This window comes from Micromonospora violae (assembly GCF_004217135.1).
Lineage (GTDB): Bacteria > Actinomycetota > Actinomycetes > Mycobacteriales > Micromonosporaceae > Micromonospora > Micromonospora violae.
On sequence record NZ_SHKK01000001.1, the window covers coordinates 434764 to 458502 of the forward strand.

The 23739-nt window shown below is 69.7% G+C and carries 21 protein-coding genes; 7 read left to right on the forward strand and 14 right to left on the reverse strand.

Annotated elements, in window-relative coordinates; translation table 11 throughout:
- Positions 1 to 3 precede the first annotated feature (3 nt).
- Together EV382_RS02025 and EV382_RS02030 are read right to left on the reverse strand one after the other, a co-directional pair.
- Positions 4 to 1197, reverse strand: coding sequence for a cellulose binding domain-containing protein (locus EV382_RS02025; protein WP_130399949.1), 1194 nt, complete (start codon positions 1195 to 1197; stop codon positions 4 to 6).
- A gap of 279 nt (positions 1198 to 1476) precedes the next feature.
- Positions 1477 to 2433 (reverse strand): PaaX family transcriptional regulator, encoded by a 957-nt coding sequence (locus EV382_RS02030; protein ID WP_130399950.1) that lies wholly within the window; start codon positions 2431 to 2433, stop codon positions 1477 to 1479.
- 96 nt (positions 2434 to 2529) lie between these two features.
- On the opposite strand from EV382_RS02030, the gene EV382_RS02035 reads away from it, so the two are divergent.
- Positions 2530 to 3027, forward strand: a complete 498-nt coding sequence (locus EV382_RS02035) for a YcxB family protein (RefSeq protein ID WP_130399951.1) — start codon at positions 2530 to 2532, stop codon at positions 3025 to 3027.
- Positions 3028 to 3059: 32 nt separating this feature from the next.
- Here EV382_RS02035 and EV382_RS02040 read toward each other — a convergent pair whose 3' ends face one another.
- The gene (locus EV382_RS02040) at positions 3060 to 3575 is read right to left on the reverse strand and encodes a GNAT family N-acetyltransferase (protein ID WP_165435698.1); all 516 of its coding nucleotides are present in this window, start codon (positions 3573 to 3575) and stop codon (positions 3060 to 3062) included.
- Positions 3576 to 3764: 189 nt separating this feature from the next.
- Between EV382_RS02040 and EV382_RS02045 the strand changes: the two genes are divergently transcribed.
- Positions 3765 to 4139, forward strand: a complete 375-nt coding sequence (locus tag EV382_RS02045; protein WP_130399953.1) for a cupin domain-containing protein — start codon at positions 3765 to 3767, stop codon at positions 4137 to 4139.
- Between the two features lie 51 nt (positions 4140 to 4190).
- Here the strand turns inward: EV382_RS02045 and EV382_RS02050 are convergent, their stop codons facing one another.
- The 3 genes from EV382_RS02050 to EV382_RS02060 all read right to left on the reverse strand — a co-directional run bounded on the left by EV382_RS02050 (position 4191) and on the right by EV382_RS02060 (position 7459).
- Complete coding sequence (locus tag EV382_RS02050) at positions 4191 to 5645, reverse strand: alkaline phosphatase PhoX (protein WP_130399954.1); 1455 nt, start codon at positions 5643 to 5645, stop codon at positions 4191 to 4193.
- Positions 5646 to 5823: 178 nt separating this feature from the next.
- Positions 5824 to 6777 (reverse strand): hypothetical protein, encoded by a 954-nt coding sequence (locus EV382_RS02055; RefSeq protein WP_130399955.1) that lies wholly within the window; start codon positions 6775 to 6777, stop codon positions 5824 to 5826.
- Positions 6778 to 6862: 85 nt separating this feature from the next.
- Entirely contained in the window at positions 6863 to 7459 is a 597-nt protein-coding gene (locus tag EV382_RS02060; RefSeq protein WP_130399956.1) for a VanZ family protein, read from the reverse strand.
- A 99-nt stretch (positions 7460 to 7558) separates the two neighbouring features.
- On the opposite strand from EV382_RS02060, the gene EV382_RS02065 reads away from it, so the two are divergent.
- Positions 7559 to 7891: an RBBP9/YdeN family alpha/beta hydrolase gene (locus EV382_RS02065; protein ID WP_208758289.1), complete on the forward strand. Its 333-nt coding sequence runs from the start codon at positions 7559 to 7561 to the stop codon at positions 7889 to 7891.
- Between the two features lie 30 nt (positions 7892 to 7921).
- Here the strand turns inward: EV382_RS02065 and EV382_RS02070 are convergent, their stop codons facing one another.
- From EV382_RS02070 to EV382_RS02080, 3 genes are all read right to left on the reverse strand, one after another.
- A complete protein-coding gene (locus EV382_RS02070; RefSeq protein ID WP_130399957.1) occupies positions 7922 to 8866 on the reverse strand; it encodes a hypothetical protein in 945 nt (314 codons plus the stop codon).
- Between the two features lie 8 nt (positions 8867 to 8874).
- Positions 8875 to 9222 (reverse strand): PadR family transcriptional regulator, encoded by a 348-nt coding sequence (locus tag EV382_RS02075; protein ID WP_130399958.1) that lies wholly within the window; start codon positions 9220 to 9222, stop codon positions 8875 to 8877.
- Positions 9223 to 9335: 113 nt separating this feature from the next.
- Positions 9336 to 10814, reverse strand: a complete 1479-nt coding sequence (locus tag EV382_RS02080; RefSeq protein ID WP_130399959.1) for an arabinofuranosidase catalytic domain-containing protein — start codon at positions 10812 to 10814, stop codon at positions 9336 to 9338.
- Positions 10815 to 11023: 209 nt separating this feature from the next.
- On the opposite strand from EV382_RS02080, the gene EV382_RS02085 reads away from it, so the two are divergent.
- Positions 11024 to 12037 carry a LacI family DNA-binding transcriptional regulator gene (locus EV382_RS02085; RefSeq protein ID WP_130399960.1) on the forward strand — a complete coding sequence of 338 codons (1014 nt, stop codon included), beginning with the start codon at positions 11024 to 11026 and terminating at the stop codon, positions 12035 to 12037.
- 10 nt (positions 12038 to 12047) lie between these two features.
- On the opposite strand, the gene EV382_RS02090 is transcribed toward EV382_RS02085, so the two are convergent.
- From EV382_RS02090 to EV382_RS02105, 4 genes are read right to left on the reverse strand one after another with little or no spacing between them, the layout of a single operon-like run.
- Positions 12048 to 13760 (reverse strand): amylo-alpha-1,6-glucosidase, encoded by a 1713-nt coding sequence (locus tag EV382_RS02090; protein WP_130399961.1) that lies wholly within the window; start codon positions 13758 to 13760, stop codon positions 12048 to 12050.
- 56 nt (positions 13761 to 13816) lie between these two features.
- Positions 13817 to 14641, reverse strand: coding sequence for a carbohydrate ABC transporter permease (locus EV382_RS02095; RefSeq protein ID WP_130399962.1), 825 nt, complete (start codon positions 14639 to 14641; stop codon positions 13817 to 13819).
- The gene (locus EV382_RS02100; protein ID WP_130399963.1) at positions 14638 to 15609 is read right to left on the reverse strand and encodes a carbohydrate ABC transporter permease; all 972 of its coding nucleotides are present in this window, start codon (positions 15607 to 15609) and stop codon (positions 14638 to 14640) included. The genes EV382_RS02095 and EV382_RS02100 overlap by 4 nt, the downstream gene beginning before the upstream one ends.
- An 18-nt stretch (positions 15610 to 15627) precedes the next feature.
- On the reverse strand, positions 15628 to 16866 hold the full coding sequence (locus EV382_RS02105) for a sugar ABC transporter substrate-binding protein (protein ID WP_130399964.1): 1239 nt from the start codon (positions 16864 to 16866) through the stop codon (positions 15628 to 15630).
- A gap of 300 nt (positions 16867 to 17166) precedes the next feature.
- Between EV382_RS02105 and EV382_RS02110 the strand changes: the two genes are divergently transcribed.
- Positions 17167 to 19002, forward strand: coding sequence for an RICIN domain-containing protein (locus tag EV382_RS02110; protein WP_130399965.1), 1836 nt, complete (start codon positions 17167 to 17169; stop codon positions 19000 to 19002).
- Between the two features lie 188 nt (positions 19003 to 19190).
- A complete protein-coding gene (locus tag EV382_RS02115) occupies positions 19191 to 20765 on the forward strand; it encodes an arabinofuranosidase catalytic domain-containing protein (RefSeq protein WP_208758290.1) in 1575 nt (524 codons plus the stop codon).
- A gap of 82 nt (positions 20766 to 20847) precedes the next feature.
- Here the strand turns inward: EV382_RS02115 and EV382_RS02120 are convergent, their stop codons facing one another.
- On the reverse strand, positions 20848 to 22182 hold the full coding sequence (locus tag EV382_RS02120) for an extracellular catalytic domain type 1 short-chain-length polyhydroxyalkanoate depolymerase (RefSeq protein WP_130399966.1): 1335 nt from the start codon (positions 22180 to 22182) through the stop codon (positions 20848 to 20850).
- Positions 22183 to 22430: 248 nt separating this feature from the next.
- Between EV382_RS02120 and EV382_RS02125 the strand changes: the two genes are divergently transcribed.
- A complete protein-coding gene (locus tag EV382_RS02125; RefSeq protein ID WP_130399967.1) occupies positions 22431 to 23456 on the forward strand; it encodes a PaaX family transcriptional regulator in 1026 nt (341 codons plus the stop codon).
- The last annotated feature ends 283 nt before the right edge of the window (positions 23457 to 23739 follow it).

Below are 23739 nucleotides of genomic sequence, written 5' to 3' on the forward strand. Positions count from 1 at the left end.
GTGTCAGCTTCCGGCGCAACTCGCTGTGGCTCCGCCGCCACTGCCGGTGCCCTGGAAGCCGAAACTGGTGGCCTGACCTGCGGCCAGTCGCCCGTTGTAGCTCTGGTTCGCGACGGTGATGGTCCCACTGGTGCCGCTGGTGACGCCGTTCCACAGTGAACTGACCGACGCGCCGCTGGGCAGGGTGAGAGTGACCCGCCAGCCGGTCAGCGCAGCGGATCCGGCGGTGACGCTGACGTTGGCGACGAAGCCGCCGTTCCACTGGTCCTGAACGGTGTAGACGGCGGTGCAGGTGGGGGTGCCGCCGGTGGGCGGCGGGGTGGTGGGAGGTGGGGTGGTGGGCGGCGTGTCGTCGTCGAGCGTCAGGTTCTTCTGCTGGACGCTCCACTGGCTGCCGCACAGACCGCAGTTGGCGCCGACGAAGTTCCGGCCGGCGGTGGTGTCGCCCTTGAGACGCCACTTGAAGTACAGCGTCGCGACCCGACCGAACTCGCCGCCGTTGGTCTGGTCGTAGGTGCCGCCATGCCCGACGTTCAGGTTTCCCATGAAGGCGGGCAGGCCGGCGGGCAGCTTGCCCCAGTCATCCATCGCGTTCGGGTAGGCGATGTCGCTGGGACCGCCGATGAAGTAGGCGATCGGCTTGGTCAGCCTCCTGAGCTGGTAGTCGTCGGCGTCGTTCAGCAGGCCGCTGCTGAAGATGCCGGTCGTGGTGACGCGCGGGTCGTTCGAGACGGCGTACGCCTCCAGCCCTCCGCAGGAGAAGCCCGCGACGGCCACTTTGCTCGTATCGATCTTGTTGTAGTACTTGCTGCCCTGCCGGGAGTTCTCCGCGACCGCCCAGTCGATGGACTGGGTGAGCATCTGGGCGTTGGTGGAGCCGGAACCGTTCGGTGCGCCGTTGGCGATGGCGAGGAAGCCGTGGGAGGCGATCTCGCGCAGGAAGTTGCCCTGGGAGAGGCCGTTGGCCGAGCACGCGCCGTTGCCCCACACGACGATGGGCAGGCGTTCGGACGGAAGGTTCTGGGGTCGGAAGATCGTGTGGTTGGCCAGGGTGGCCGAGGTCTCGTAGTCGGCGGGGTACGGACCGGAACCGCCGATGGCGGCGGACGCGGGTGTCCCGCTGAACGCCATGATCACGGAGGTGACCGGGACGATGGCGGCTGCCAGGCCCGCGTAGATCTTCGATCGCCTTTTCATTGAACCCTCCAGGAACAGTCACGGTGGCGCTCCCTGGGGTGGTGGTGTCATCCGCACCCCGACGAAGGCGGTCGGCGCTGGCCACGGGTCTGGTCGACAGGGGCGCGTCGCGGCCAGGGCGGTGGCCGTGCCCTCGGCCACCACTGCCCGCTCGTCCGGCGCCGGCGACCGCCCGGCCGCGGTCCCCACAGGCGATCCGATGGGAGCTGTGTGCAGTTACTATCACTCTGGCAACGAAAAGTGTCAATGTCTGGGCCGTTCTGGCCGGCCTGCGACCGGTCAGCGGACAGGTGGCCTGCCGCCGATCGGCTCCGGGCGCGAGGGGTTCCTCGACGCCCGGAAATGGGTGATCCACGACGAGGCCTCCGGCCAGTGCGGCGTCGTCACCTCGACCAGACGCGCCTGAGCGAGCGACCCGAGGGTGGTGTGGATGTCCAGGAAGGTCTCCCTGGCCTCGGGGCGAGGCCAGGGCTTCGGCAGCAGATGCGCCGGCAGGTCCGGGTCGACGTCCGCGAACTTCCGCCAGGAATCCATCGCGGAGGTCCGCGCCACCAGCGCCCGCGCCCCGTCCACCTCCCCGTTGCGCGCTGCCGCCCGCAGTTGCGCGTACTGCTGCACGAAGTCTGCGTACGCCGAGGCGAGAGCGGTCAGGTCGTACGCGGCGGCCGGACCGTGTGGCCCGCTCTCCTCGTCGAACCGGGCGTGCAGGACCGACCACCGGGCGCCCTCCACGTGGTGCAGCAACCCACGCAGCGCCTCCTTCACCGGCGCGGCGTCGGACCCCGGCCGGATCCACACGCTGTCGTACAGGCCCACGAAGCCCAGTGCGCTCAACGACCGGCGCAGCGCGTGACGGGACGCCTGGGCGGAACTCGGCAGGGAGAAGGACGCCAGCAGCCACTCGCCGGTCCAGGGCACCGGGTGGGAGCCGAAGTTCAAGAAGTGCTGCATCCGGGAGCGGTGCTTGGCGATCGCCTGCGGCGTGAGGTGGTAGACCGGCGGCCGTCGGTTCCCGCGCGTGGCGATGAGACCGCGCTTGACCAGCCGGGACAGCGCGGCACGGGCACTGGACTCGCTGACTCCGAACTCGCCCAGCATCGCGATGACCGCCGTCGACGGCAGGTCGGCCTCCGAGGAGTCGAGGTACTCGCCGAGCAGGGTCGTCAGAAGGTGCTGCGGGCTGGACCCGGCCTGGGACCGGGGCACTCGGACGTCGGCGGTCTGGTGGGGGTTCACCTCACCAGATTGCCGCACCGCGACGCGCATGGTCTCGTCACGAGCAGGGCGGGGTAACGCGCTACCACTGGCGGACGAGGGCACTATCGTTCTGGCGTGCACATCCGCTTCGACGTCCCCGCCGATCCCGCCTACCCGGGCCGGGTGGCCGCCGCGCTCGGCACCGTCCGGTTACGCAGATTCGGCTATATCGGAGCGGTCCTGACCGCGGTCGGGGTTATCGGCCTCGTCGTCTCGCGGGGGTTCGGGTGGGGTGAGCGGATGTCACCGCTCTGGACGACGCTGGTCATAGCCGGCGTGCTGTCGATGCTGTACCGGCCGTGGGTGCTGGCGCGCGCCCGCCGCCGCTCCGGTAGCTACGCCGTCTCGGGCGCCTACGACATCACCGACGACAACATCATGATGCGCAGCGGCTCCGAATCCGGTGGCATCGCCTGGGACGGGGTCGACCAGGTGCGCGACGTCGGAGATTTCTGGGTCGTGTACGTCGGTCGGAACCCGGCGACCGTGATCCCGCGCTGGCTGATGTCCGCCGAGGATGCCGAGACGTTGCGCGCCTTTCTGACCGAACGAGGGCTGCTGCGACGTCGGTGAGCTCAGCTGCCGCAGGCCGCTGGGGGATCGGGCTACCGCGTCTGGGTCGGTTGCGAAGGGGCGGCGAGGAGCGCCTCGTACCGGTGAAGATCATTGTTCGTGCCGATGTGCCGGAAACCGGCACGTTCGAGGGTGCGTTGGGAGGCGATGTTGTCGCTGGTGGTCTCGGCGACGACGCGGGACAACCCGTGCTCGGTCGCGAGGCTGAGTAGGGCGGCGAGCGCCTCCGCCGCATAGCCGTTCCCCCGGGCTGACGGGGCAAGGCCGTAACCGACCTCGATGCGTCCGTTGTCCGGCCGACCCTTGAAACCGATTCCTCCGATGGCCTTCCCGTCGGCGGTCCGGGTGATCCGATAGTGCCCGAATGGGCGTCGGTCGCCGTAGGCGGCGGTGGCGGCGAGAAAGCCCCGGACGCCGAAGATGTCGCCGTCGAATGGAAAGTCCTCGGCCCAGTCATCTCCGGCCTCGGCACGCCGCTCGACGATGCGTTCACCCTCCGCTGTGTCGATGGGGTGAAGGCGCAGTCGGGGCGTACGAAGATCGGTCACGGGCCACAGCGAAGCAGCCCTCGGGAACCACCACAAGCCAATTACCCGCCCGGCGCGGACCGGTTTCGCGGAATCGGTAGTAGTCCGTGTCGGCATCCGCGCCCCCGAACGGTTGCGGCTACCTATTCTCGACGGGGATGCACCACGTCCGGGTAGTGCCGTCGGCCCGACGGCTCACAGGAGGCCGTCATGAGCACCAAGGATCGACCTGCGGGGATCAGCCCCACAGCGGTGGAGTCGGCACCAGGGCTGTGGCGGGTCGATCTGCAACGACACGACCTCAGCATTCCCGGGCGGGAGGTCATCCAGGCTCGGGTGGAGTTCACGCCGGATTCTCCACCGTTCAAGCACTTCCACCCGGGCGAGGAAATCATCTGCGTGCTGCAGGGAACGCTGGAATACCGGCTTGAGGGGCAGCCGCCCACGGTGTGCAATCCCGGCGACGCGCTTACCGTCCCGTACGGGGTGCATCACGAGGCCCGAAATGTTGGTGACGGTGTCGCTGTCGAACTCGCCACGTACGTCGTCGAGAAGGGGAAACCACTTCTCACCAAGGTGGAGTGACATGCCGTCGGGGCCAGGTGGGTCGCCTGGCCCCGAACGATTCGGGCTGGGTCAGCCCAGGTATTTCTCCCACGGACCGGTGATGGCCAGGGTGAGACCCGGGTCCTGCATGTTGACGAAGAGCACCTTGCCGTCCGCGCTGAAGGTCGGCCCGCAGAACTCCGAGTCGTTGAGTTGGTTGCGGGCGATCGCGTACGTGGGCCCACCCGGGATCGTGCTGAGCACGTGCGAGGCGCCCGTGCCGTCCTCGGCGAGTACGAGGCTGCCCCACGGGGTGACCGTCACGTTGTCGGGGCCGTCGAAGGTGAGGTCGGTGTACTTGACCGCCGCACCCTCCTCGGACTGGGTCTGGTGCGGGAAGTACGTCACCAACTGGATGGTCTGGTTCTTGAAGTTGTAGAACCAGACCATGCCGTCGTGCGGTGCCGCGTCCGCCGGCAGGTCACCCTCATCCCAGGCGTACGAGTTGACCACGTACACGCCCTCGTCGGTGGCCCACACGCCCTCGAACTTCCGCCCGCGGGTGACCTGGCCGTCGGCGAACTGCTCGCGTACCGACTTGGTGCGCGCGTCGCGGTCGGGCACCTCGATCCACCGGACCGGGAAGGGGCGGCCCAGCTGGGCGGAGGTCAGGTACGCGACGTCCGGCAGCACCGAGCCGTCATCCATGATGATCTGCATCGCGGCGAGGACACCGGCGTTCGGTGCGAGGCGGGTGAGCACACCCGGGCCCAGCTTGACCCCGTGCGGGGCCGTCCAGCGGTAGAAGAGGCCGTTGGGGCCGTCGGCGTCCTCGGAGAGGTAGATCCGGGTGCGGTCCTGGTCGACGGCGAGGGCCTCGTGGGAGTAGCGGCCCAGGCACTTGATCGGCTTCGGGTCGGCGCTGCCGTCGGCCCACACCTCGAAGACGTAACCGTGGTCCTTCTGGTAGACGCCGGACCGGCCGCCCTCCTTCCACGTGTCGCCGGCGCGGTCCTCGGCCTCCTCGCAGGTGAGCCAGGTGCCCCAGGGGGTCGGTCCACCGGCGCAGTTGGCGATGGTGCCGGAGAGCGCCACGAACTCACCCAGGTTGCGGCCCGCGAGGTCGGTCTTGATCACGGTGCAACCGCCGGCGTCGACCGCGCCCGCGTCGTAGACCGTGCCCTTGACGTGCGGCACGCCGAACTCCGCGCCCGGGTCGATCTCATGGTTCTGGATCAGGGTGTAGCGGCCGTGGCCGGCGTCGTAGACGGCCATCCCGTCGTGGTCCGACGGGGTCACGCCCTGGCCACGGTCGAGCCGGGTGACGCCGGTCCGGGTGACGATGGTGTAGCTGAAGCCCTTGGGCAGGGCCAGGATTCCCTTGGGGTCGTCCACGAGCGGCGGGAAGGGCACGTTCCCGGGCTTCACGGGCGGGTGCGGCCGGGTCGGGCTGGCCTGGGCCAGGGACGGCAGGCCGCCCGCGACGGCAAGGCCGACACCGGCGGCGGCACCGCTGGCGAGGAAGGTACGACGAGAGGTAGGCACGGGGGGATCAGCTCCTGTCGAGGCAAGTGCGTCGACCAGCAGCCGACTCCGGCGGACGGACAGCGACACGTCACTCGTGGGAGCGGGCGGTGACATCGGAGTGAAGAGTCAGGGTCGCTCACGCGCCGACCTCATCGCCGGCCTGGCCGAGCAGGCATACGCCTCGGGCGACCCGCGGTCAGCTCTGCTGGTAGTTCACCGCGGCGAACCCGCACGGCTGGTGCAGGTGCAGGTAGTAGGCGCCGTCGCCGACCTCGTGCAGGTCGGCACCCCCGATCAGGCCCAGGTAGTCCATCGGCTCCCCGCAGCCGGGACAGTCGGGGTGCTCGGCGTCCTGGATCCAGTCGGGTCGGCCGCCCAGGGTCGAGCCACCCTGATTCCAGGCGCTGGCCTGGTACGGGCTCGCCAGGGCCGGCCCCGGAACCGGGATCAGCGTCGGCGGGTCCTCTGGTCCGGCGTCACCGCCCAGGTAGCTCGGACGGGTGTTGTCAGCCCACCAGGCGGTGGCGCCGGACGGTGTGACCCGGCTGTACAACGTCGTGTAGCAGGCGCAGAAGTGGCAGGTCTCGATGACCAGGCGGCCGGACCAGCCGGTGTGGGCCAGCGCGGCGCGGATCGTGGGGTCGCTGGTGTCAAGGTCGGCGGCGACCCAGAGGGGTGACGCGCACCAGGGGCAGGCGGGTCGGTCGGCCGGCGCGGGCCCGTCCCGCATGACCCACCGGTACGCGAGGTCAGCGCACAGGTCCCGGCGGTTGCCGTCCGGGCCGATCGTCCAACCGCCCTCGAGCGCATAGCTCAGCACACCCACGTGCAGGTCGTCCGCACCGGTTGGCGGCTGCGTCGACCAGCGACGCAGGGCACGCTCGGCGAGCGGATGCGCGCTGTGGGCCAGGATGAGGAGCAGGTGGTTGAGCCGGTCCGGCGTACGCCCGCCGTCGATCTGCTCGATGACCCGGCTGACCACGTCGGCGTTCGCCGCCTGGTACAACGTCGCCGGCCACAGCAGGTCGAGGTCGAGCAGGCTCGCATGGTACGGCGACAGTCTTTGCGGATCGGCCGCACCGATCTCGGTCAACTCCTCGATCGCGTCGTCGTCCCCGTCCGCCGCTCTGCCGATCAGTTCCTCGATCACCGGCGGATGGTAGCCGGGTGGCAGCCGCGCTTCGTCCGCGGTCGATCGAGTCGACCTCCGCCGCAGGCCACCCGTCTCCCGGCGCTCAGCGTCCGGCTGCCGGGGCCGGTTGAGGTCGGCGATCCGCTGACGCATCGGGCGTGGCCCGCCACCATCGGCGGGACGCCAACGCCGTCAGTCCGGCGCCGGCGGCGTTGAGCAGGACGTCGTCCACCGACGACACCCGGTCGAGCCGGAGGACGTACTGGGCGGTCTCGACCAGGATCGAGGAGCCGGCCGCGAGAGCCAGGATTCGCGGTACCGACGCCAGCGCCCGGAACCGCAGCGGGGCGAAGAACCCCACTGAAGCGAAGACCAGTAGATTGCCGACGACCTGGACCGTCGCTGTCAGCGGGCCTCCGTCGGAAAAGATCGTGAGCAGGTCGCGCAGCGGCACCAGGGCCACCCGGCCGGGCACCACACCGGCCTGGTCGCCCGGCAACATGATCATCCAGACCCACGGCACCGTGCCGTAGACGATGCCGACGTCGGCCAGCGACGTCCGCCACGCCGAGGTGGTGCCGGCGGAGCGTCGACGGCGCGCCACCGCCCACACCGTCAGCGCGGCCAACGGCAGGAGGAGCACCGTGGTGAGGACGACGCCGTTGATCGTGCCGAGCCAACCGTGCCAACCCTTGACCACGCGCCCCCGCCTCTCGCCCGGCCCCGAAACCTACCCGGACCGGCGGCCGGCGTTCGCCCGTTTGTGACACCCGCGCGCCGGGCACACACCAGCGTGACGATGGGACGGGTCGGGCAGATCCTGGTGATTCAGGGAGCCGGTGCCGGCGTACATGACGAGTGGGACAACCGGCTGGTGGACAGCTTGCGCCGTGAGCTCGGGGACGGGTGCGAGGTCCGCTACCCGCGGATGCCCGACGAGGACGACCCGAGCTACGTCACCTGGAGCGCGGCCATTCGGCGGGAGATCGCGGCGCTGGCCGACGGGGCGGTCGTCGTGAGCCATTCGCGCGATCACCAGCTGAACGATGACCTGCGCGAGGTGGCCGCGGTGATCCGGCGCGATCCAGCGACCGCGGCGGACCGTGTTCCGCCGCGCTCGCCGCCCGTCTGAACCGAAGCTGGTGCTCAGCGCAGCACGGGCTCATCGGGTTCGCAACCGCACCTCGGGCCTGTGGCGGCGGGCGAGGTGACTGACGCCGGTAACGGTGGCGGCGATCACCGTGATGAGGATTGCCAGCGGTAGCGGCTGACCGTCGAAGTGCCGCATCGCCGTGTTGACGAGAAGCGGGTCGGGGATGAGCCATCCGGCCAGGAATCCGGTGAGTCCGACGCCGACGATGACGGCGGGCCGATGGCGGCGGACCGCGAAGGCGGCGACGACAGCGGCGGTGGCGGCGGTGAGGATCCCCAGGACCGTCGGCACGGCGTCGAGAACGTGGACGCCGTGGCGTCCCCATGCTCCGGTGCCTTTCCAGGCGAGGATCCCGAGCGGAACGAGGGCCCACCAGAACAGGCGCGGCCGGGGCGCGGTCCACCGCTCGCGGGCGGCGATCACGAGCAGGACGAGGATCGAGACCGGTACGGCGATGGTGAAGAGTTGTTGGCCGAGGTCGGTGCCCATGCCGCCGCCGTTGCGAGCATCGACGACGAACCAACCGACGGTGGCCGTCAGGAATATCGCCTGCACGGTGAGGGCGGTCCGGGCCGCGCCGCACAGCCAGGCGATCAGCGGTGCGAGGGGCAGCAGGCCGAGACCGACCATCTGCGGCCAGCTGGCGATGATGGCCGGCATGTCGGTGGCGAGGACGGCGCCGGTGAAGAGGTCCAGGGTCTGACCGGCGGGCTGGGTGCCGGCGGCGACGAGCAGGGCACTGAGGCCAGTCGTGAGGGCTGTGGTGGTGACGGGCGTGGTGAGTCTCAGCCGGATCGCCAGGGCGACGATGTGCAGTGTCTCGTGCCAGCTCGGGTGCCGGCGGCCGTGGTCGAGGTCCAGCAGCAGTCCGAGCAGTTCCTCGCCGCGGGCGGTGCGGTGCGCGGCTGGCAGCAGCCGCAGCAGCCGTCGATATCCTCGCTCCAGACTGCTCATGCCCGGGTTCATCCGGTGGTCCCGAGGCGCGGAGTGTTGCGGGCGGCACGCTTGCTGAGGCGCTCCTCGGCGAGCCGGACCGCTCCGGCCATCCGTTGGCTCTCGGCACGGATGGCGTCTGCCCCCGCGTCGGTCAGTTTGTAGAAACGGCGCAGCCGACCCTTCTCCACCTCGTCGTGGTCGGGGGCGATGAGCCCCTGGGCGACGAGGCGGTCAAGGGCTCCGTAGAGGGTGCCGGCGCGTAACCGGATCCTGCCGTCGGTCATCTGGTCGACCTCCCTCACCACTGCGTAGCCGTGCCGGGGTTGGTCGGCGAGGGCGGAGAGGATCAGGAACGTCTGCTCACTGAGGTCCATGGACGATATATATCGCACCGCGATGCATAAAGCAACGATGTCGGTGTGAGACGTCGCCGGTCGTGCCGCCCCCGGCTGCGTTGCGGGGGCGGCGCGACCGATCAGTGGGTGGGTCAGCTGCGGGTGGACCACTGCTGGTTCGTGCCGCCGTTGCAGGCCCAGAGGATGATTTTGGTGCCGTTCGCGGTGGCGGCGCCGTTGGCGTCGAGGCAGAGCCCGGACTGGACGCCGGTGATGGTGCCGTTGGCGTTGACGTTCCACTGTTGGTTGGTGCCGCCGTGGCAGTCCCAGATGATGGCTTGGGTGCCGTTGGCGGTGCCCTGGCCGGAGGCGTCGAGGCACTTGGTGCCGTACACCTGGAGTTGTTTGCCGGCCGTGTAGGTCCAGCGCTGCGCGGTGCTGTTGCTGATGCAGTCCCAGAGTTGGACCTGGGTGCCGTTGGTGCTGGTGCCGTTCGGCACGTCGAGGCAGCGGCTGGACTGGGCACCGACGACCTGGACGTTCTGTTGGGGGTTGCCGCCGCCGGCCGGCGCGTAGGCGGCGGCGGCGATGTTGGCCTGGACGGCGTTCTCGGTGGCCGCTGTCGGGTAGCCGGAGGTGAGTACGCCCTCGAAGAAGGTGCCGCGGCCGGTGATGCTGTTGTCGCCGCCGATGCCGAGCAGGATGGCCCCTTCCTTCTTCATCGGGTGGTATCCGTTGGGGCGTGGCCCGTCGAAGTAGGTGGTCAGGCCGCCCGACTGGGCGTTGCCGCCCCGGATGGCCCAGTGGTTCGGCTCGCCCTTGACCATGGCGGTGACGAAGCGGTGGTTGATGGAGGCGATGTTGTTGTAGCCCGCGTTCACCCCGGAGAACAGCCCCCACTCCAGGTCGGCCATGATCCAGGGGCCGGCGCCGGCCCCGTAGCCCCACTGCTTGTTGGCGCCGAAGTAGACGGTCTCCATGATGGCGCGTTCGTCGGCCAGGTTGTTGGTCTGCGCGTTGCCGTAGTCGAAGCAGCACCACTGGTTGTAGTGCGTGCCGTCGACGACGGCGTAGATGCCCTCGGGCTGGTCGCCGGTCGCGACACCGTTGGTGTTGTTGTTGCGGTAGCCGGTGCCGGGGGCGATGTAGACGCCGTACGCCTTCTGGCCGCCGACGGTGACCGGTGCGGCCTTCGCGTCGGCGAGGTTGTCCCACCCGCCGGGGGCGGGACCGACGAAGTAACCGGGCGGTGCCTGGGTGAGTCGGTTGTTGCGGCCGGACTGGTCGTAGATGATCGTGATGACGCAGTTGGTGTTGGCGCAGAACGAGTCATGGGTGGCGGCGTTGGCGTAGCCACCCTCGCTCAGCACGCCGACGTCGCGGGTGGTGTTGTCCGACGATCGGCGGACCTGGTAGAGCGGGCCGTTGTACGCGCCGTACAGCGCGCGGGTGGTGCTGTGCGCGGCCACGCACGGCGTGCCGCCGGACGCGTAGATGTCGCACGGACCGGTGCCGGCGGCGTGGGCGACGTCCGGCGCGTCCGCGACCACGGAGACGCCCGCGCCGACGACGAGGGCCAGCAGGGTCGCTGCGGCGGCCATCGGCCGACCCATCTTTCTCTTCACATTCATCGGATCCTTTCCGGTTCGCGCTGAGGGCGGTGGCGGTGTGGCGGTCCCATTGACGTCACACGTCATACCTGTGACATTAATCGGCATCCATCTCTGTGCGCTAGCTGCCCCGAGTTGGTCATCGATCGATGAGCCTGAGGACGGATATGCTGACCAGCCGAGCAAGGTGCGTCCCCGTGTCGGGGCAAAAATCGATTCGAGGGCGACTGATGAACATCGGGGAGATCGCTCGCCGGGCGGGGGTGTCCCGCAGCACCGTCTCCTACGTGCTCAGCGGGAAGCGCAGCGTGTCAGAGGCGACCCGGCAACGCATCCAGTCGGTCATCGACGAGCTGGACTACCGGCCGAACGCCAGCGCCCGTGCTCTCAAGGAGGGGCGCACCCGCACCCTCGGGTTGGTCATCCCGCCGGCCAGCCAGCGGTTGACCGACATGCAGCTGGGCTTCGTCGCCAGCGTCGTCGAGGCCGCCGCCCGCCACGACCTCGATGTGCTGCTGTCCCCGTCCGGCGGCGACCATGACCGGTCGTTCGAGCGGATCGTCGCGGGGCGTCGGGTCGACGGCGTCGTCCTGATGGAGATCCGGTTGGCGGACGACCGGGTGACCCGGCTGACCAAGGCCGGGCTGCCGTTCGTCACGATCGGTCGGACCGCCGAGCCGCACGGGATGAGCTGGATCGACATCGACTACGCCGGGCTGATCGCCCGGTGCGTGCAGCACCTGGCCGACCTGGGGCACCAGCACGTGGCACTCGTGAACCGGTCCGCCGAGTTGGTCGCCGCCGGATACGGCCCCAGCCACCGCGCGCTGGCCGGTTTCCGGGCGGCGGCGCTGGAGCGGGGCGTGACCGGCGTGGAGGTCTCCAGCGGCGACGACACGGCCTCCGGCGAGGCGTGTATGGAGCAGTTGCTCGCGACTCATCCGGAGGTCACGGCGGTGGCCACCATCAACGAGGCGGCACTGCCCGGAATACAGCGCGCGCTGACCGGCGCCGGGTTGTCAGTGCCCCGCGACTTCTCCGTCGCCGGAGTCGCCGCGCAGCACTGGGCGGAGGATTTCCGCCCGCCGCTGACCGCCGCCGACGTGCCGATGGTCGAGATGGGCGCCGAGGCGGTGGCGCTGTTGCTGGAGATCATCGCGGCGCCGGGCGCCGTGCCACGACACCGCCTCTACAGCCCGCCCATCTCGTTGCGGTCCAGCACCGGCCCGGTCCGGGCCCGCTGACCCGGCCCGGCTACCCGCCCCTGGCCCGCCGCTCCTCCCGAGCGGCGGCGAGGATGAGATAGCTGCTGGCGGTCCAGGTGTAGGCGCGGTCCCGAAGGCCGGTGCCGGTCTCGGCGTCGAAGTTCTCCGCGAAGCCGGACTTCTCGCACAGGGCGAGGAATCGCCGGCTGATGTCGTCGGCGATCCTGGTCTGCCCGGCCCGGCGCAGACCGTCCTCGACCAGGACGGTGGAGGGCGCCCAGATCGGGCCACGCCAGTAGCCGTCGGCGACGTAGTGGGCCGAGTCCGTCGGCTCGGTGGCCAGCCCGTGCGTGGTCAGGTGGGCCTCGACGCCCCGCGCCAGCGCCGCGGCGACCGGGGCCGGCAGGTCAGCCCCGAGCGCCACCGGCATCAGGTCGAGCAGGCTGCGACTGCTGCGCCGCCGCCCGGTGCGGGGATCACGGGCGCAGAAGCGTTCGCCGTCCCACAGATCGCGCAGCATGGCCGAGTGGATCCGGTCGGCCTCCCGGGACCAGCGATCGGCGGGCTCACCCAGCTCGGTGGCGAGGTCGGCGAGGCAGCGAAGTTGCGAGACCAGGAACGCGGCGAGGTCCGCCGTCTCGATGACCCGGTTGTCGTCGAAGGTGGTGGCGTTGTCCCAGCCGCTGTCGTTGCCGTGCTGGTAGTGCGGCAGGTCCTGGCCGGGGGCGCGCCGCGCGTCCAGCCAGAAGCCGGTCCAGCGGGCCAGCCGGTCGTACGTCTGCGTCAGCGCCGCCCGGTCCGGCGGCTGGGGAAGGCGGCGGCGCAGGTGTCGCAGGGCCCAACCGTGGATGGGGGGCTTGACGTAGTTGTGCAGCACCTCGGAGTGGGTGACCGAGTCCGGCAGCGCGCCCGCCTCGTCCTGGTGGTCGAAGGGCAGCTGGAACTGGTGCCAGGCCAGCTCCGGCTCGCCGGCCGCCAGGGCGATCGCGTTGAAGCAGTGGTCCCAGCTCCACACCTTGTCCATCCAGTGTTTGGACATCAGGACGGCCGGCCGGGTCACGAAGCCCGCCGGGGCGACCGTGGCCGACCACAGGACGTACGCGGCCAGCTCGGCGGCCGGGGTCTCCGGCCCACGCCAGGGCGCGATCGCGTCGACGAACGCGGTGAACTCGGCGACCCGGTCCCGGCAGAGCTGCGCGAAGCTGACGGATCCGGCGTACGGACGGCGTGCCGTGGCGTACTCCTCGATGGCGATCTCCCAGGGCTGGTCGCCGGGAAGCTCCAGGGACCGGTCGGCGGTGCCGAGCGCCTGCGCGCCGTTGGTCCGCAGCAGAGCGCCGGAGAGCACCGTGATCCGGTAGCGGCGACCGGTCTCGTACGAGGTGAACACGTGTGCTCCGTCGACCGGGTCGTCGTACAGGTAGGTGCCGCTGAACGGGGTGAGGGTGGGCGCGGCGGCGGCCACCCGCAGGCCGAGCCGGCGCCCCCGGATCCGCAGGGTGTCCGGCCCGTCGTAGACGGCCTCGATCCGGCCGGCCTCGTTGCGCCAGGTCAGCAGCGCGGGTGTCGCCACGACGGTGGTGCCGGCGACCGTGGGGGAGAGGCGCAGGACGGGGTGCAGCCCGTTCTGGTGGGAGACCAGGTGCAGGTCGTCGGCGTACGTCTTCTCGGCTACCACGGGGGAGATGTTGAACCAGGATCCGCGGTAGCTGAACGGGATGTCCTGGATTGCGAACTCCGGACCGGACGGGGCGACGGTCATGGGTGGCGGGTGCCTTTCTGTGGTGCGGGTGGTCGGTCCTCGACCGGTCTGGATGGTCAGTCCTTGACGGCGCCGGCGGTGACACCCATCGAGACGTACCGCTGGGCCAGGATCAGCAGCACGGCGGCGGGAATCGAGGCGACGACGGCGGTGGCCATGATGGCGTTCCACTGCTGGTTGTTGTTGCCGATGTAGTGGTAGATGCCGAGGGTGATCGGTTGGTGGTCGCCGCCGCCGGCCAGCGTCGAGGCGAAGATGAAGTCCGACCAGGACCACAGGAACGCGAAGAGCGACACCGTGACGATCGAGTTGCGGCTGACCGGCAGCACGACCGACCAGAAGGTGCGCAGCCGACCGGCGCCGTCGACGACGGCGGCCTGGAGCAGCTCGTCGGGGATGCCGGACATGAAGGCCGTGAAGATCAGGACGCCGAACGGCACCGCGAGCGTGGTGTCGGCCAGGATCAGGCCGGGCAGCGTGTTCAGGACGCCGAGGGTGAGGAAGATGGCGTAGAAGCCCATCGCCATGATGATCCCCGGGATCATCTGCGCGATCAGCAGCACGAAACTCAGCGCCGGGCCGCCGGGTGGCCGCAGCTTCGCCAGCGCGTAGCCGGCCGGGGCGGCCAGCGCGACGGTCAGCGCCACCGTGCCGAGGCCGACCAGGAAGCTGGTGCCGAGGTACGGCAGCTGCTGGTCGAGCACCGCCCGGTAGCCATCCAGGGTGCCGTTGGTGGGGAACAGGTGCGGGGGACTGGCCCGCATGTCCTGGTCCCGGGTGAGGGACACGTTGACCATCCAGTAGACGGGGAAGAGCATCAGCCCGGTCAGCACCAGGCCGACGCCGGTCTTCCACCAGGCCCGAGGCGTCGAGGTGGTCATCGCAGCTGCTGCCTCCGCTCGATCCGGATGTAGCCGAGGCCGGCGATCAGCGCCAGCACGATGAGCAGGTTGCCGATGGCCGCGCCCGGGCCGAACTCGGGCAGCAGGTTGCCGAAGCCGAGCCGGTACGACCAGGTGGCGAGCGTGGCGGAGGAACCGGTCGGGCCACCCCTGGTCATGATCCAGATGATGTCGAAGACCTTCAGCGTGTAGATCAAGCCCAGCAGCAGCGTGATGGCGGAGACGGGCCGCAGCAGCGGGAAGGTGATGCCCCAGAACCGTTGCCACCCCGTCGCGCCGTCGAGCGCGGACGCCTCGTACATCTCCGCCGGGATCGCCTGGAGGCCGCTGTAGAGCACCACCAGGTTGAACGGGATGCCGATCCAGATGTTCGCGATGATCACCGAGGTGAGCGACCAGCCCGGTGAGGTGAGCCAGTTGACCGGGTCGACCCCGACGACACCGAGCGCCGCGTTGACCAGCCCCGAGTCGCTGTTGAGCAGCCACGACCAGGTCGACGCCGAGACGATCAGGGGCAGCAGCCACGGTACGAGGATCAGTGCCCGCAGCGTGCGCGACAGCGGGAAGTACTGGTGGAAGAAGAGGGCCAGAGCCATGCCGATGGTGAACTGGAAGGCGAGCGAGGCCGCGGTGAAGACCACCGTGTGCGTCAGCGTCGACCCGAAGGCCGGATCGGTCAGGATCGTCCGATAGTTGTCGAGGCCGGCGAAGGGCGCCCCGCCCTGCACGAACGAGCGGACGGTGTACTCCCGCAGGCTCAACTCGACGTTGCGGTAGAGCGGGTAGGCGTAGAAGGCGGCCAGGTAGACGGTCACGGGTGCCAGGAAGGCCCACCCCCACCAGCGGCCGGGCCGGCGGGTACGGGACGGGGGAGACCCGGGCGGAGCGGCGGTCGCCGCCCCGCCCCGGTCTCGTACGGCGGTGGTGGTCTCTGTCGTGGAGGGCATGGTGTCGGTTCGGATCGCTTACCTGGTCGCGGCCGCGCGCTGTGCGGCGGTCAGTGCCTCCTGTGGCGACTTCCCGCCGCTGAGGGCCGACTGCACCGCGGTCCACAGCGATTCGGAGATCTTCGGGTACTTCGTGCCGAGGTTGTCACCGGTGCGGCCCTTGGCTGCCCGGACCGCCTCCACCCAGACCTTGAGCTTGGGGTCCGCAGTCGCCTGTCGCTCCTGTACGGCGGCGACGGGCGCGACGTAGGAGAGCGTGGTGTCGGTGGTGAGGAGGTTGTCGGCGTTGGTCAGACAGGCGACGAGCTGCTGCGACGTCTCGTACCGGCCGGTGTTCTTCTGCACCGGGATGGAGACGAACTCACCACCGGTGGGTGCCGGGGCCGGCCCGCCCGCCAGGGCCGGGATCGGGATCGTTCCGTACGCGAAGCCGAGCTTCTCGGCGTTGGCCAGTTGCCAGGTGCCGTTCTCGGCGAAGGCGTAGTCGCCGGTGGCGAACTCCTGCCAGCTGGTCGTCTGGGTGTTGTTGATGACCGAGTTCGGGGCGTGGCCCTGCTTGACCCAGTCGGTCCACAGCGTCAGCGCGGACACCGCCTGCGGTGAGTCCAGACTGGTCAGTTGGGCGCCGGATCCCCAGAACCAGGGCAGGAACTGGAAGCTGCCCTCCTCGGTGCCGATCGCGGAGAAGGTGATGCCCTTCTTCCCCTTGGCCTTGACCGTGGTCAGCGCCGCGGTCAGCGACGCCCAGTCCTTGACCGCGGCAGGGTCGACGCCGGCGGCGGTGAGCAGATCCTTGTTGTAGTAGAGGGCGAGGGTGTTCGCGCCGATCGGCACCCCGTAGGTCTTGCCGTCGCTCTGGCCCGCGCCGAGCAGGTTCTTCTCCATGGCCGAGACGTCGAGCTTGTTGTCGTCGGTGGTGGTGAGCGCCCCGGCTTCGGCCAGCGTCGAGATGACCGGGTTGTCGACGATCAGGACGTCCGGTGAGTTTCCCTGCTGGGCGGCGAGCAGCGCCTTGTTGGTCAGGTCGGTGGTGTCGTAGCCGGTGCGCTCGACCGTCACCCCCGCGGCGGTGCCGCACTTCTTGAGCAGCGCGACCCACTCGGAGTCGTCGGCGAACTGCGGGTACGGGTCCCAGACGAGATAGGCGCCCTGGTCGGCGGGGCCGTCGGCGGACGACGAGCAGGCGCTGGCGGTCACTGCGGCGAGAGCTATCACGGCGACGGCGGCCAGGCGCCGCCGACGGCTGAGTCCGGTCATCTGCTGCCTCACTTCACATCGATCGTCAGGTGGGGTGGGCGGGTTGATCGTCGCGGGTTGGGTCAGCCCAACCCATGAGGCGAACCGATTCGACGAATCGATTCGCCCGAAGATAGGTCTGGCTGTGCCCGAAGGTCAAGGGTCAGGCGGCCGCTCCGGGTGGATCGCTGGGCAACATGGCCGTCACCGGGCCGTCACTTCATTGACATCGTTCAGTTCGCAGTCCTACGATCCGTGCGAATCGATTCGCAAGAGCTGCCCTCCGGAGAGCGTCCCCCGCGCCCCACCAAGGAGCCGCCCGTGAAAACCCCGTCCCGCAGCAGGCCAGGACGAGCCCGTGTGCTGGTGGCCCGACTCGCCGTCGGTCTGCTCGCCGCTGCTGCCACCGTCACCGTCGTCTCGTCCCCCGCCCGGGCCGCCGACGAGTCGATCAGCGTCAACTTCGCCACCACCAGCGGCGCGCCGACCTACCGCGCTTCCGGCTGGATCTATGGCATGACCGAAAACGCCAGCGGTCCCGCCGACCACTTCTACCGCGACGTCAAGTTCCAGTACATGCGGGCCGGCGGCGCGCAGCTTCCGGGAAGTGGCTGGGTCGGCGGCACCTACGACCGCCGTTGGAACTCCACACTCGCCCAGGCGCGACGGACCGCCGCCCTCGGCGGGACGTTCATCATCCTGCCGCATGATCTCTGGGGTGCCGACGGCGCCGGAATCTCCCGCTTCCCCGGGGACAACGGCAACTGGAGCGACTACGACGCCTTCCTGACCCGCCTGATCAACGATGTCCGGGCGTCCGGGCTGTCGGTGCAGTGGGACATCTGGAACGAGCCCAACATCACCATCTTCTGGAACCGGCCGATCTCCCAGTACCTCGAACTCTGGCGGCGGACCTACCAGCGCCTCCGGGCCGAGTTCCCCAACCAGCTCATCGTCGGGCCGAGCTGTGCCTGCGTTCCGTCGACCACGCACACCTTCTGGAACCAGTACCTGGACTTCGTCCGCTCGACCAACACCGTGCCGGACATCATCAGCTGGCACTCGCTCCCCGGCGACCCGGTCGCGAACGTCGCCGCCGCCAACGCCACCCTGGACCCCCGTGGCATCGCCCACCCGCGTCCGTACCAGATCAACGAGTACGGCGCGCCCGACGAGCAGAACCCGGCCGACGGCGCCTGGTACATCGCGCGGTTGGAGCGGGCCCGGGCCGACGGCCTGCGGGCGAACTGGGCCAGCGGCGGCAGCCTGCACAACGACCTCGGCAACCTGTTGATCCGTAACTCGGCCGGCCAGCACCAGCCCAAGGGTGAGTGGTGGAACTACCGCTTCTACGCCTCGCAGGTCGGGGAGAACGTCGGGGTGACCCCCAGTCAGTCGTACGACGCGTACGCCACGAAGGCGGCCGGGGTGGCGAAGATCCTGGTCGGTGGTGGTCGCACCACCGGCAACCTGACCGTCAACCTGCAACGCCTCGACACCACCAGTGGCATCGTGCAGAACAACCAGGTCCGGGTGCTCACCCAACGCATCCCGCACAACGGTGGCGGTGCCGTGGCAGGCCCGATCACGGTCTCGAACAGCGTGGTCGGCGTGTCCAACACCAACGCCACCGTGACCCTGCCGTACGCCAACCAGACCGACACCTACGCCGTGACGCTGCTGCCTCCCTCGGAGGGCGGCTTCCAGTCGGTGGCGGTGGCGCAACACTCGCAGCAGTGCCTGAACAACCCCGGGCTGAGCACCGCCGACGGCAACGTCCAACAGCAGAACCACTGTGACGGCGGTGACCAGCAGCTCTGGAACTTCCGACCGGTCGCCGGCGTGGCCAACACCTACACCGTGGTCAACCAGCAGAGCGGCAAGTGCCTCGATGTCAGCGGCGTGTCCACCGCCGACGGCGCGGCCGTGCACCAGTGGACCTGCCTCAACGGTCTCAACCAGCAGTTCACCCTGCGCAAGGTGACCTACTCGGGCAACGACTCGCACGACTACCAACTCGTCGCCCGGCACAGCGGCAAGTGCGTCGACGTGGGCTCGGTCTCCACGGCGGCCGGCGCGGCGGTCCTCCAGTGGACCTGTCGGGCGGCCAACCAGGGCAGCCCGCTGAACCAGACCTGGCGGATCCTGGGGCGGTAGGCACCCTACGGGGGAGGTGACGCGCTGACCGTCCGCCCGGCGGTCAGCGCGTCGCCTGGGCCACCGCATTCATTGACATGAATTAAACAAAGGTCATACGATTCGCTGCGAATCGATTCGCCATCGCCCACCACCCCCATGGCGCGTCGACAATCCCCCGCGCCTCCACGACTTCCGAGGAGCACCTCGTGCGAACCCCGTCCCCCAGCGTGCCCGGAAAAGCCCGTGACCTCATCCCGAGACGTCATCGCACCCGACGGCTGACCGCCCTGGCGGGTGCTCTGGCCGCCGTTCTCGTCGGCATCGGAGCCGCCCCGGGTGCCCCGTCGCCCATCGCCGAGGCGGCCGCCGCCCCGATGGCGGCCGCCATCGAACCGGGGCAGAGCACCCGAATCATCGGCACCCAGTCCGGCCGCTGCCTCGAAGTGCCCAACTCCAGCACCACCAACGGCACCCAGACGCAACTCTGGGACTGCAACGGCAGTGCCGGCCAGACCTGGACGTGGACGTCGAGCAAGCAACTCCAGGCGTACGGCAACAAGTGCCTGGACGCCTCCGGCCGAGGCACCACCAACGGCACCCAGGTGATCATCTGGGACTGCAACGGCCAGAACAACCAGCAGTGGAACGTCAACAGCAACGGCACCATCACCGGCGTGCAGTCCGGGCTCTGCCTCGACGCCAACGGCGCCGCCACCGCGAACGGCACCAAGATCATCCTGTGGGCCTGCAACGGTGGTGCGAACCAGCAGTGGGCCTCGCCGACCACCACCCCGCCGCCGACCAACCCGCCGACCGGCGCTCGCCCGTGCGACATCTACGCCTCCGGCGGCACCCCGTGCATCGCGGCGCACAGCACCACCCGGGCCCTCTTTGAGGCGTACGCGGGCAACCTGTACCAGGTCCGACGCTCCTCGGACAACACGACCCGCAACATCGGGCTCACCGCTACCGGCGGCACCGCCAACGCGGCGACGCAGGACTCGTTCTGCACCGGCACGACCTGCGTGATCACTGTCGTCTTCGACCAGTCCGGGCGCGGAAACGACCTCTGGTACCAGGGGTCGAGCGTGGTGCCGGGCTCGCCGCAGAGCAAGCCGGCGATCGCGACCTCGGAGTCGCTGACCGTGGGCGGCGCGAAGGCGTACTCGCTCTACATCAACCCCGGCAACAGCTACTGGCGCGACGGGCACCTCACCGGCGTGCCGACCGGCGCGGCGCCCGAGGGCATGTACATGGTGACCAGCGGGACCCACGTCAACAGCGGCTGCTGCTTCGACTACGGCAACAGCGAGACGACCCGCAAGGCCGACGCCGCCGGCGCGATGGACGCCATCAACTTCAGCAAGCAGTGCTGGTTCGGCGGTTGCTCCGGCAGCGGGCCCTGGGTGCAGGCCGACCTCGAGTGGGGTCTCTTCCCGGGTGGCAGCAGCTCCTGGAACCCGAACCAACGCGCGTTCACCAGCAAGTTCGTCACCGCGACGCTGAAGAACAACGGCACGACCCGCTTCGCCATCAAGGGCAGCGACGCCCAGTCCGGCAGCCTCTACACGCTGTATGACGGCTCGCTCCCGCCGGGATACAGCCCGATGAAGAAGCAGGGCGCGATCATCCTGGGCAGTGGCGGTGACTGCTGCAAGCCCGACGGCGGGGCCAACCTGAGCGCCGGCACCTTCTACGAGGGTGCGATGGTCGCCGGTTACCCGTCCGACGCGACCGAGAACGCGGTGCAGGCCAGCGTGGTGGGCGCCGGTTACCGCTGACCCGGTGACGCCGGAACGGGTCGTGCGCCGGTCACCACCTGCATGGTGACCGGCGCACGGTCTTGTTGACGCCAGCCTGGTCTCAGGCGATGGTGCAGGACGCGCCGTTGAGCGTGAACGAGGACGGTCGGGCGTTGTTACCGGTGTGGGTGGCCTGGAAGCCGATGGTCACCGAGCCGTTGGCGGGGATCGCGGCGTTGTAGCTGACGTTGCGGGCCGTAACCTGCCCGGAGCTGGGCGAGTAGGTGGCGTTCCAGCCCGAGGTGATGGTCTGCCCACCCGGCAGGGTGAAGGCCAGTGACCAGCCGTTGACGGCACTGGTGCCGGTGTTCGTGATGGTGATGTTCTCGGTCAGCCCGGTGTTCCAGGCATTGAGGTCGACGCTCACCCGGCACGCGCCCGACGTCGGCGGCGGGGTGGTCGGCGGGGGAGTGGTCGGCGGCGGGGTGGTCGGCGGCGGGGTGGTCGGGGGTGGCGTCGTGGGGTTGGTCAGTCCGAAGAACGTGATGGCGGACGCGGCCATGCCGCCGGAGGGCAGGCTGTGCCCGGCCCCCTGGATGCTGTACGCCTCGACCTGGACCGTGCCGCTGCTGTCGGCGTACCGACGGCGGTTCCAGTTGGCCTGGGGAGTGTCGGTGGAGGTGGGTGTCTGGCTCAGCCCGAACACGTTGGTCCACTGCTCGATTGCCTCCTGCAACAGCGAGTACGGCACGAGCGTGTCGTTGGTGCCGTGCCACAGCTGCACCCGTGGCCGGGGCCCGGAGTAGCCCGGGTACGCCTGGCGGACCGCGTCGCCCCACTGCTGGGGAGTCCGGTTCATGTTCCCGCCGGTGCACTGGCTGCTGCCGGGCGGGTAGTCCGCCGCGTTGGCGAAGCAGTTGAACGGCACGCCCATGAACGCGGCGCCGGCCTTGAACACGTCGGGGTAGAGGGCCAGCATGTGGTTGGTCATCATGCCGCCGGACGAGCTGCCGGTGGCGTAGACCCGGTCCGGGTCGGCCGCGTACTGCTGTTGGGCGTACCGGATCATCGAGATGATCGAGACCGGGTCGCTGCCCCCACCACGCCGTTTGGCGGCGTCCGACCAGGTGTCGAAGCAGTTGCCGAACCCGGCCTGCTGGGTCGCCGACGGGTAGATGACGATGTATCCGTAGCGGTCGGCGAGGCTGGCGAACTCGCTGCCGGAGTAGAAGCCCGGGCCGGACCCGCCGCAGCCGTGCATGGCCACCACGACCCCTGGCCGCGCCGGTCGGTTGTCCGGCACGTAGATGTGCATGCGCATCCGGCCCGGGTTGTCGCCGAAGCTGGTCACCTCGGTCAGTGACGCCGCGTACGCGGGCCCGACCGTGGGGGCCACCAGGCCGGTCGCCACCAGCGATGCGGCCAGGGCGAGTAGCAGTTTCCTTCTGATTTTCACCGCACGACTCCTTTGATTGGCGGTGCAGGCTGAATTGGCCGTGCGGTCCGGTCGCGGGGCTGCCCGATTCCCGCGGTGATCGCACGATGCCCGGTACCTGTGGCTCGCCCAGCCCGGCTTCGGATGGCGTCGCGTGGCAATTAGTGTTCCCTCCGGACCAACAAGTGTCAATCGAGGATTCTCTATGTGGTGAGTCGCGGTGCTCCGTCTACAGTCGTCATACCGTCCCCGAGGAGCACGGAGCGCCTGTGGCAAGCCTCTTCGACATCGACGAGATCTATCCGGACGACGGAGACCACCCACTCCGGCTGCCCCGAAGGCAGGTCGGCAACTCGCCCCAGGGTGTCGCGGTGACCCTGCTCGCCGACTACACGCTGCGGACCCGGGTCGCCCTTCCGTCCGCCGCCATCGTGGCGCTGCTCGGGGAGACCGGCGTGACGACGGCCGGAGCCCGGACCGCGATCAGCCGGTTGGCCCGCCGCGGCGTCCTGGAGGGCAGCCGACTGGGGCGACGCAGCTCCTACCGGCTCAGTCGCGCCGCCGCCGCCAACCTCTCCGCCGGTGGGCACTGGATCCTCGCCTCCACCACCTCCACGGCGCGGTGGGACGGGTGCTGGACCATCGTCGCCTTCTCGCTGCCGCAGGATCGCAGTACGCAGCGCCGGGCGCTGCGGGCACAACTTCGGTGGCTCGGTTACGCGCCGCTGTACGACGGGTTGTGGATTTCGCCGCAGGAGCTGACTCCTGCGGCTCGGGCCGAACTCGATCGGCTCACCCTCGGCGCCGTGACGGTGTTTCGCGGGCGACAGACCGCGCTCGCCTCGACCATCCACCGCGCGCCGATCGAGGCGTGGGACATCGAGGCGATCAGCCGGAGTTACGACGCGTTTCTCCGGCGCTGGACGCCGTTGTTGCCCGGTGTGGTGTCCGGGCAGGTCGACGGCGCCGCCGCGGTGCGGGCGCGTACCGAGGTGATGGACACCTTCCGGCGGTTCCCCGTCCTCGATCCGCAGTTGCCGGTGGAACTCCTCCCGCGCGACTGGCTCCGGCGTCCGGCGCGGGAATTGTTCGCGGCCATCTACGACGGGCTCGCCGCACCCGCCGAGCGACACGTCCGGGCGGTCGTCGAGCAGTTCGCCGACGCCGCGCAGCCCGGCATCGAGGCGCACACCACCGCCGACCTGGTGGCCGGCATACGCGCCGACGGGCTGCGTGGTCACCTACCCGGCCGGGCGCAGCCGTCTCCGAGCGGATCGGCCACCGGCTGCTCGTGAACCGGGCGGTGCGCCGCCGGGTCGTCGTCGGCCGACGACTGTGAGCGATAACAGGGTCGCAGTCCGGTCCGACCCCGGCAGCGCGCTGGTACGGCTCGTCCGCTGGTCAGGTGGTGACTGAGCACAGCTGCTCTGCGCGTCTGGTGCCCTGCGAAACATGGCGTTGCGGGGGATCGACGTGACCGGCCCGTTACGTCTTGACGAACGGCATGTTATCGCTCACTCTCGATATAGAGGGCGATCGCTGCCTTGGCTCACCGGGCGAGCCGCACGGGGTCGTACC

Coding starts and splice junctions, on each gene's coding strand:
- EV382_RS02025 (WP_130399949.1), bottom strand. CDS start 1,197: ATGAAAAGGCGATCGAAGATCTACGCGGGCCTGGCAGCCGCCATCGTC.
- EV382_RS02045 (WP_130399953.1), top strand. CDS start 3,765: ATGAGCACCAAGGATCGACCTGCGGGGATCAGCCCCACAGCGGTGGAG.
- EV382_RS02065 (WP_208758289.1), top strand. CDS start 7,559: ATGGGACGGGTCGGGCAGATCCTGGTGATTCAGGGAGCCGGTGCCGGC.
- EV382_RS02070 (WP_130399957.1), bottom strand. CDS start 8,866: ATGAGCAGTCTGGAGCGAGGATATCGACGGCTGCTGCGGCTGCTGCCA.
- EV382_RS02075 (WP_130399958.1), bottom strand. CDS start 9,222: ATGGACCTCAGTGAGCAGACGTTCCTGATCCTCTCCGCCCTCGCCGAC.
- EV382_RS02080 (WP_130399959.1), bottom strand. CDS start 10,814: ATGAATGTGAAGAGAAAGATGGGTCGGCCGATGGCCGCCGCAGCGACC.
- EV382_RS02085 (WP_130399960.1), top strand. CDS start 11,024: ATGAACATCGGGGAGATCGCTCGCCGGGCGGGGGTGTCCCGCAGCACC.
- EV382_RS02090 (WP_130399961.1), bottom strand. CDS start 13,760: ATGACCGTCGCCCCGTCCGGTCCGGAGTTCGCAATCCAGGACATCCCG.
- EV382_RS02095 (WP_130399962.1), bottom strand. CDS start 14,641: ATGACCACCTCGACGCCTCGGGCCTGGTGGAAGACCGGCGTCGGCCTG.
- EV382_RS02100 (WP_130399963.1), bottom strand. CDS start 15,609: ATGCCCTCCACGACAGAGACCACCACCGCCGTACGAGACCGGGGCGGG.
- EV382_RS02105 (WP_130399964.1), bottom strand. CDS start 16,866: ATGACCGGACTCAGCCGTCGGCGGCGCCTGGCCGCCGTCGCCGTGATA.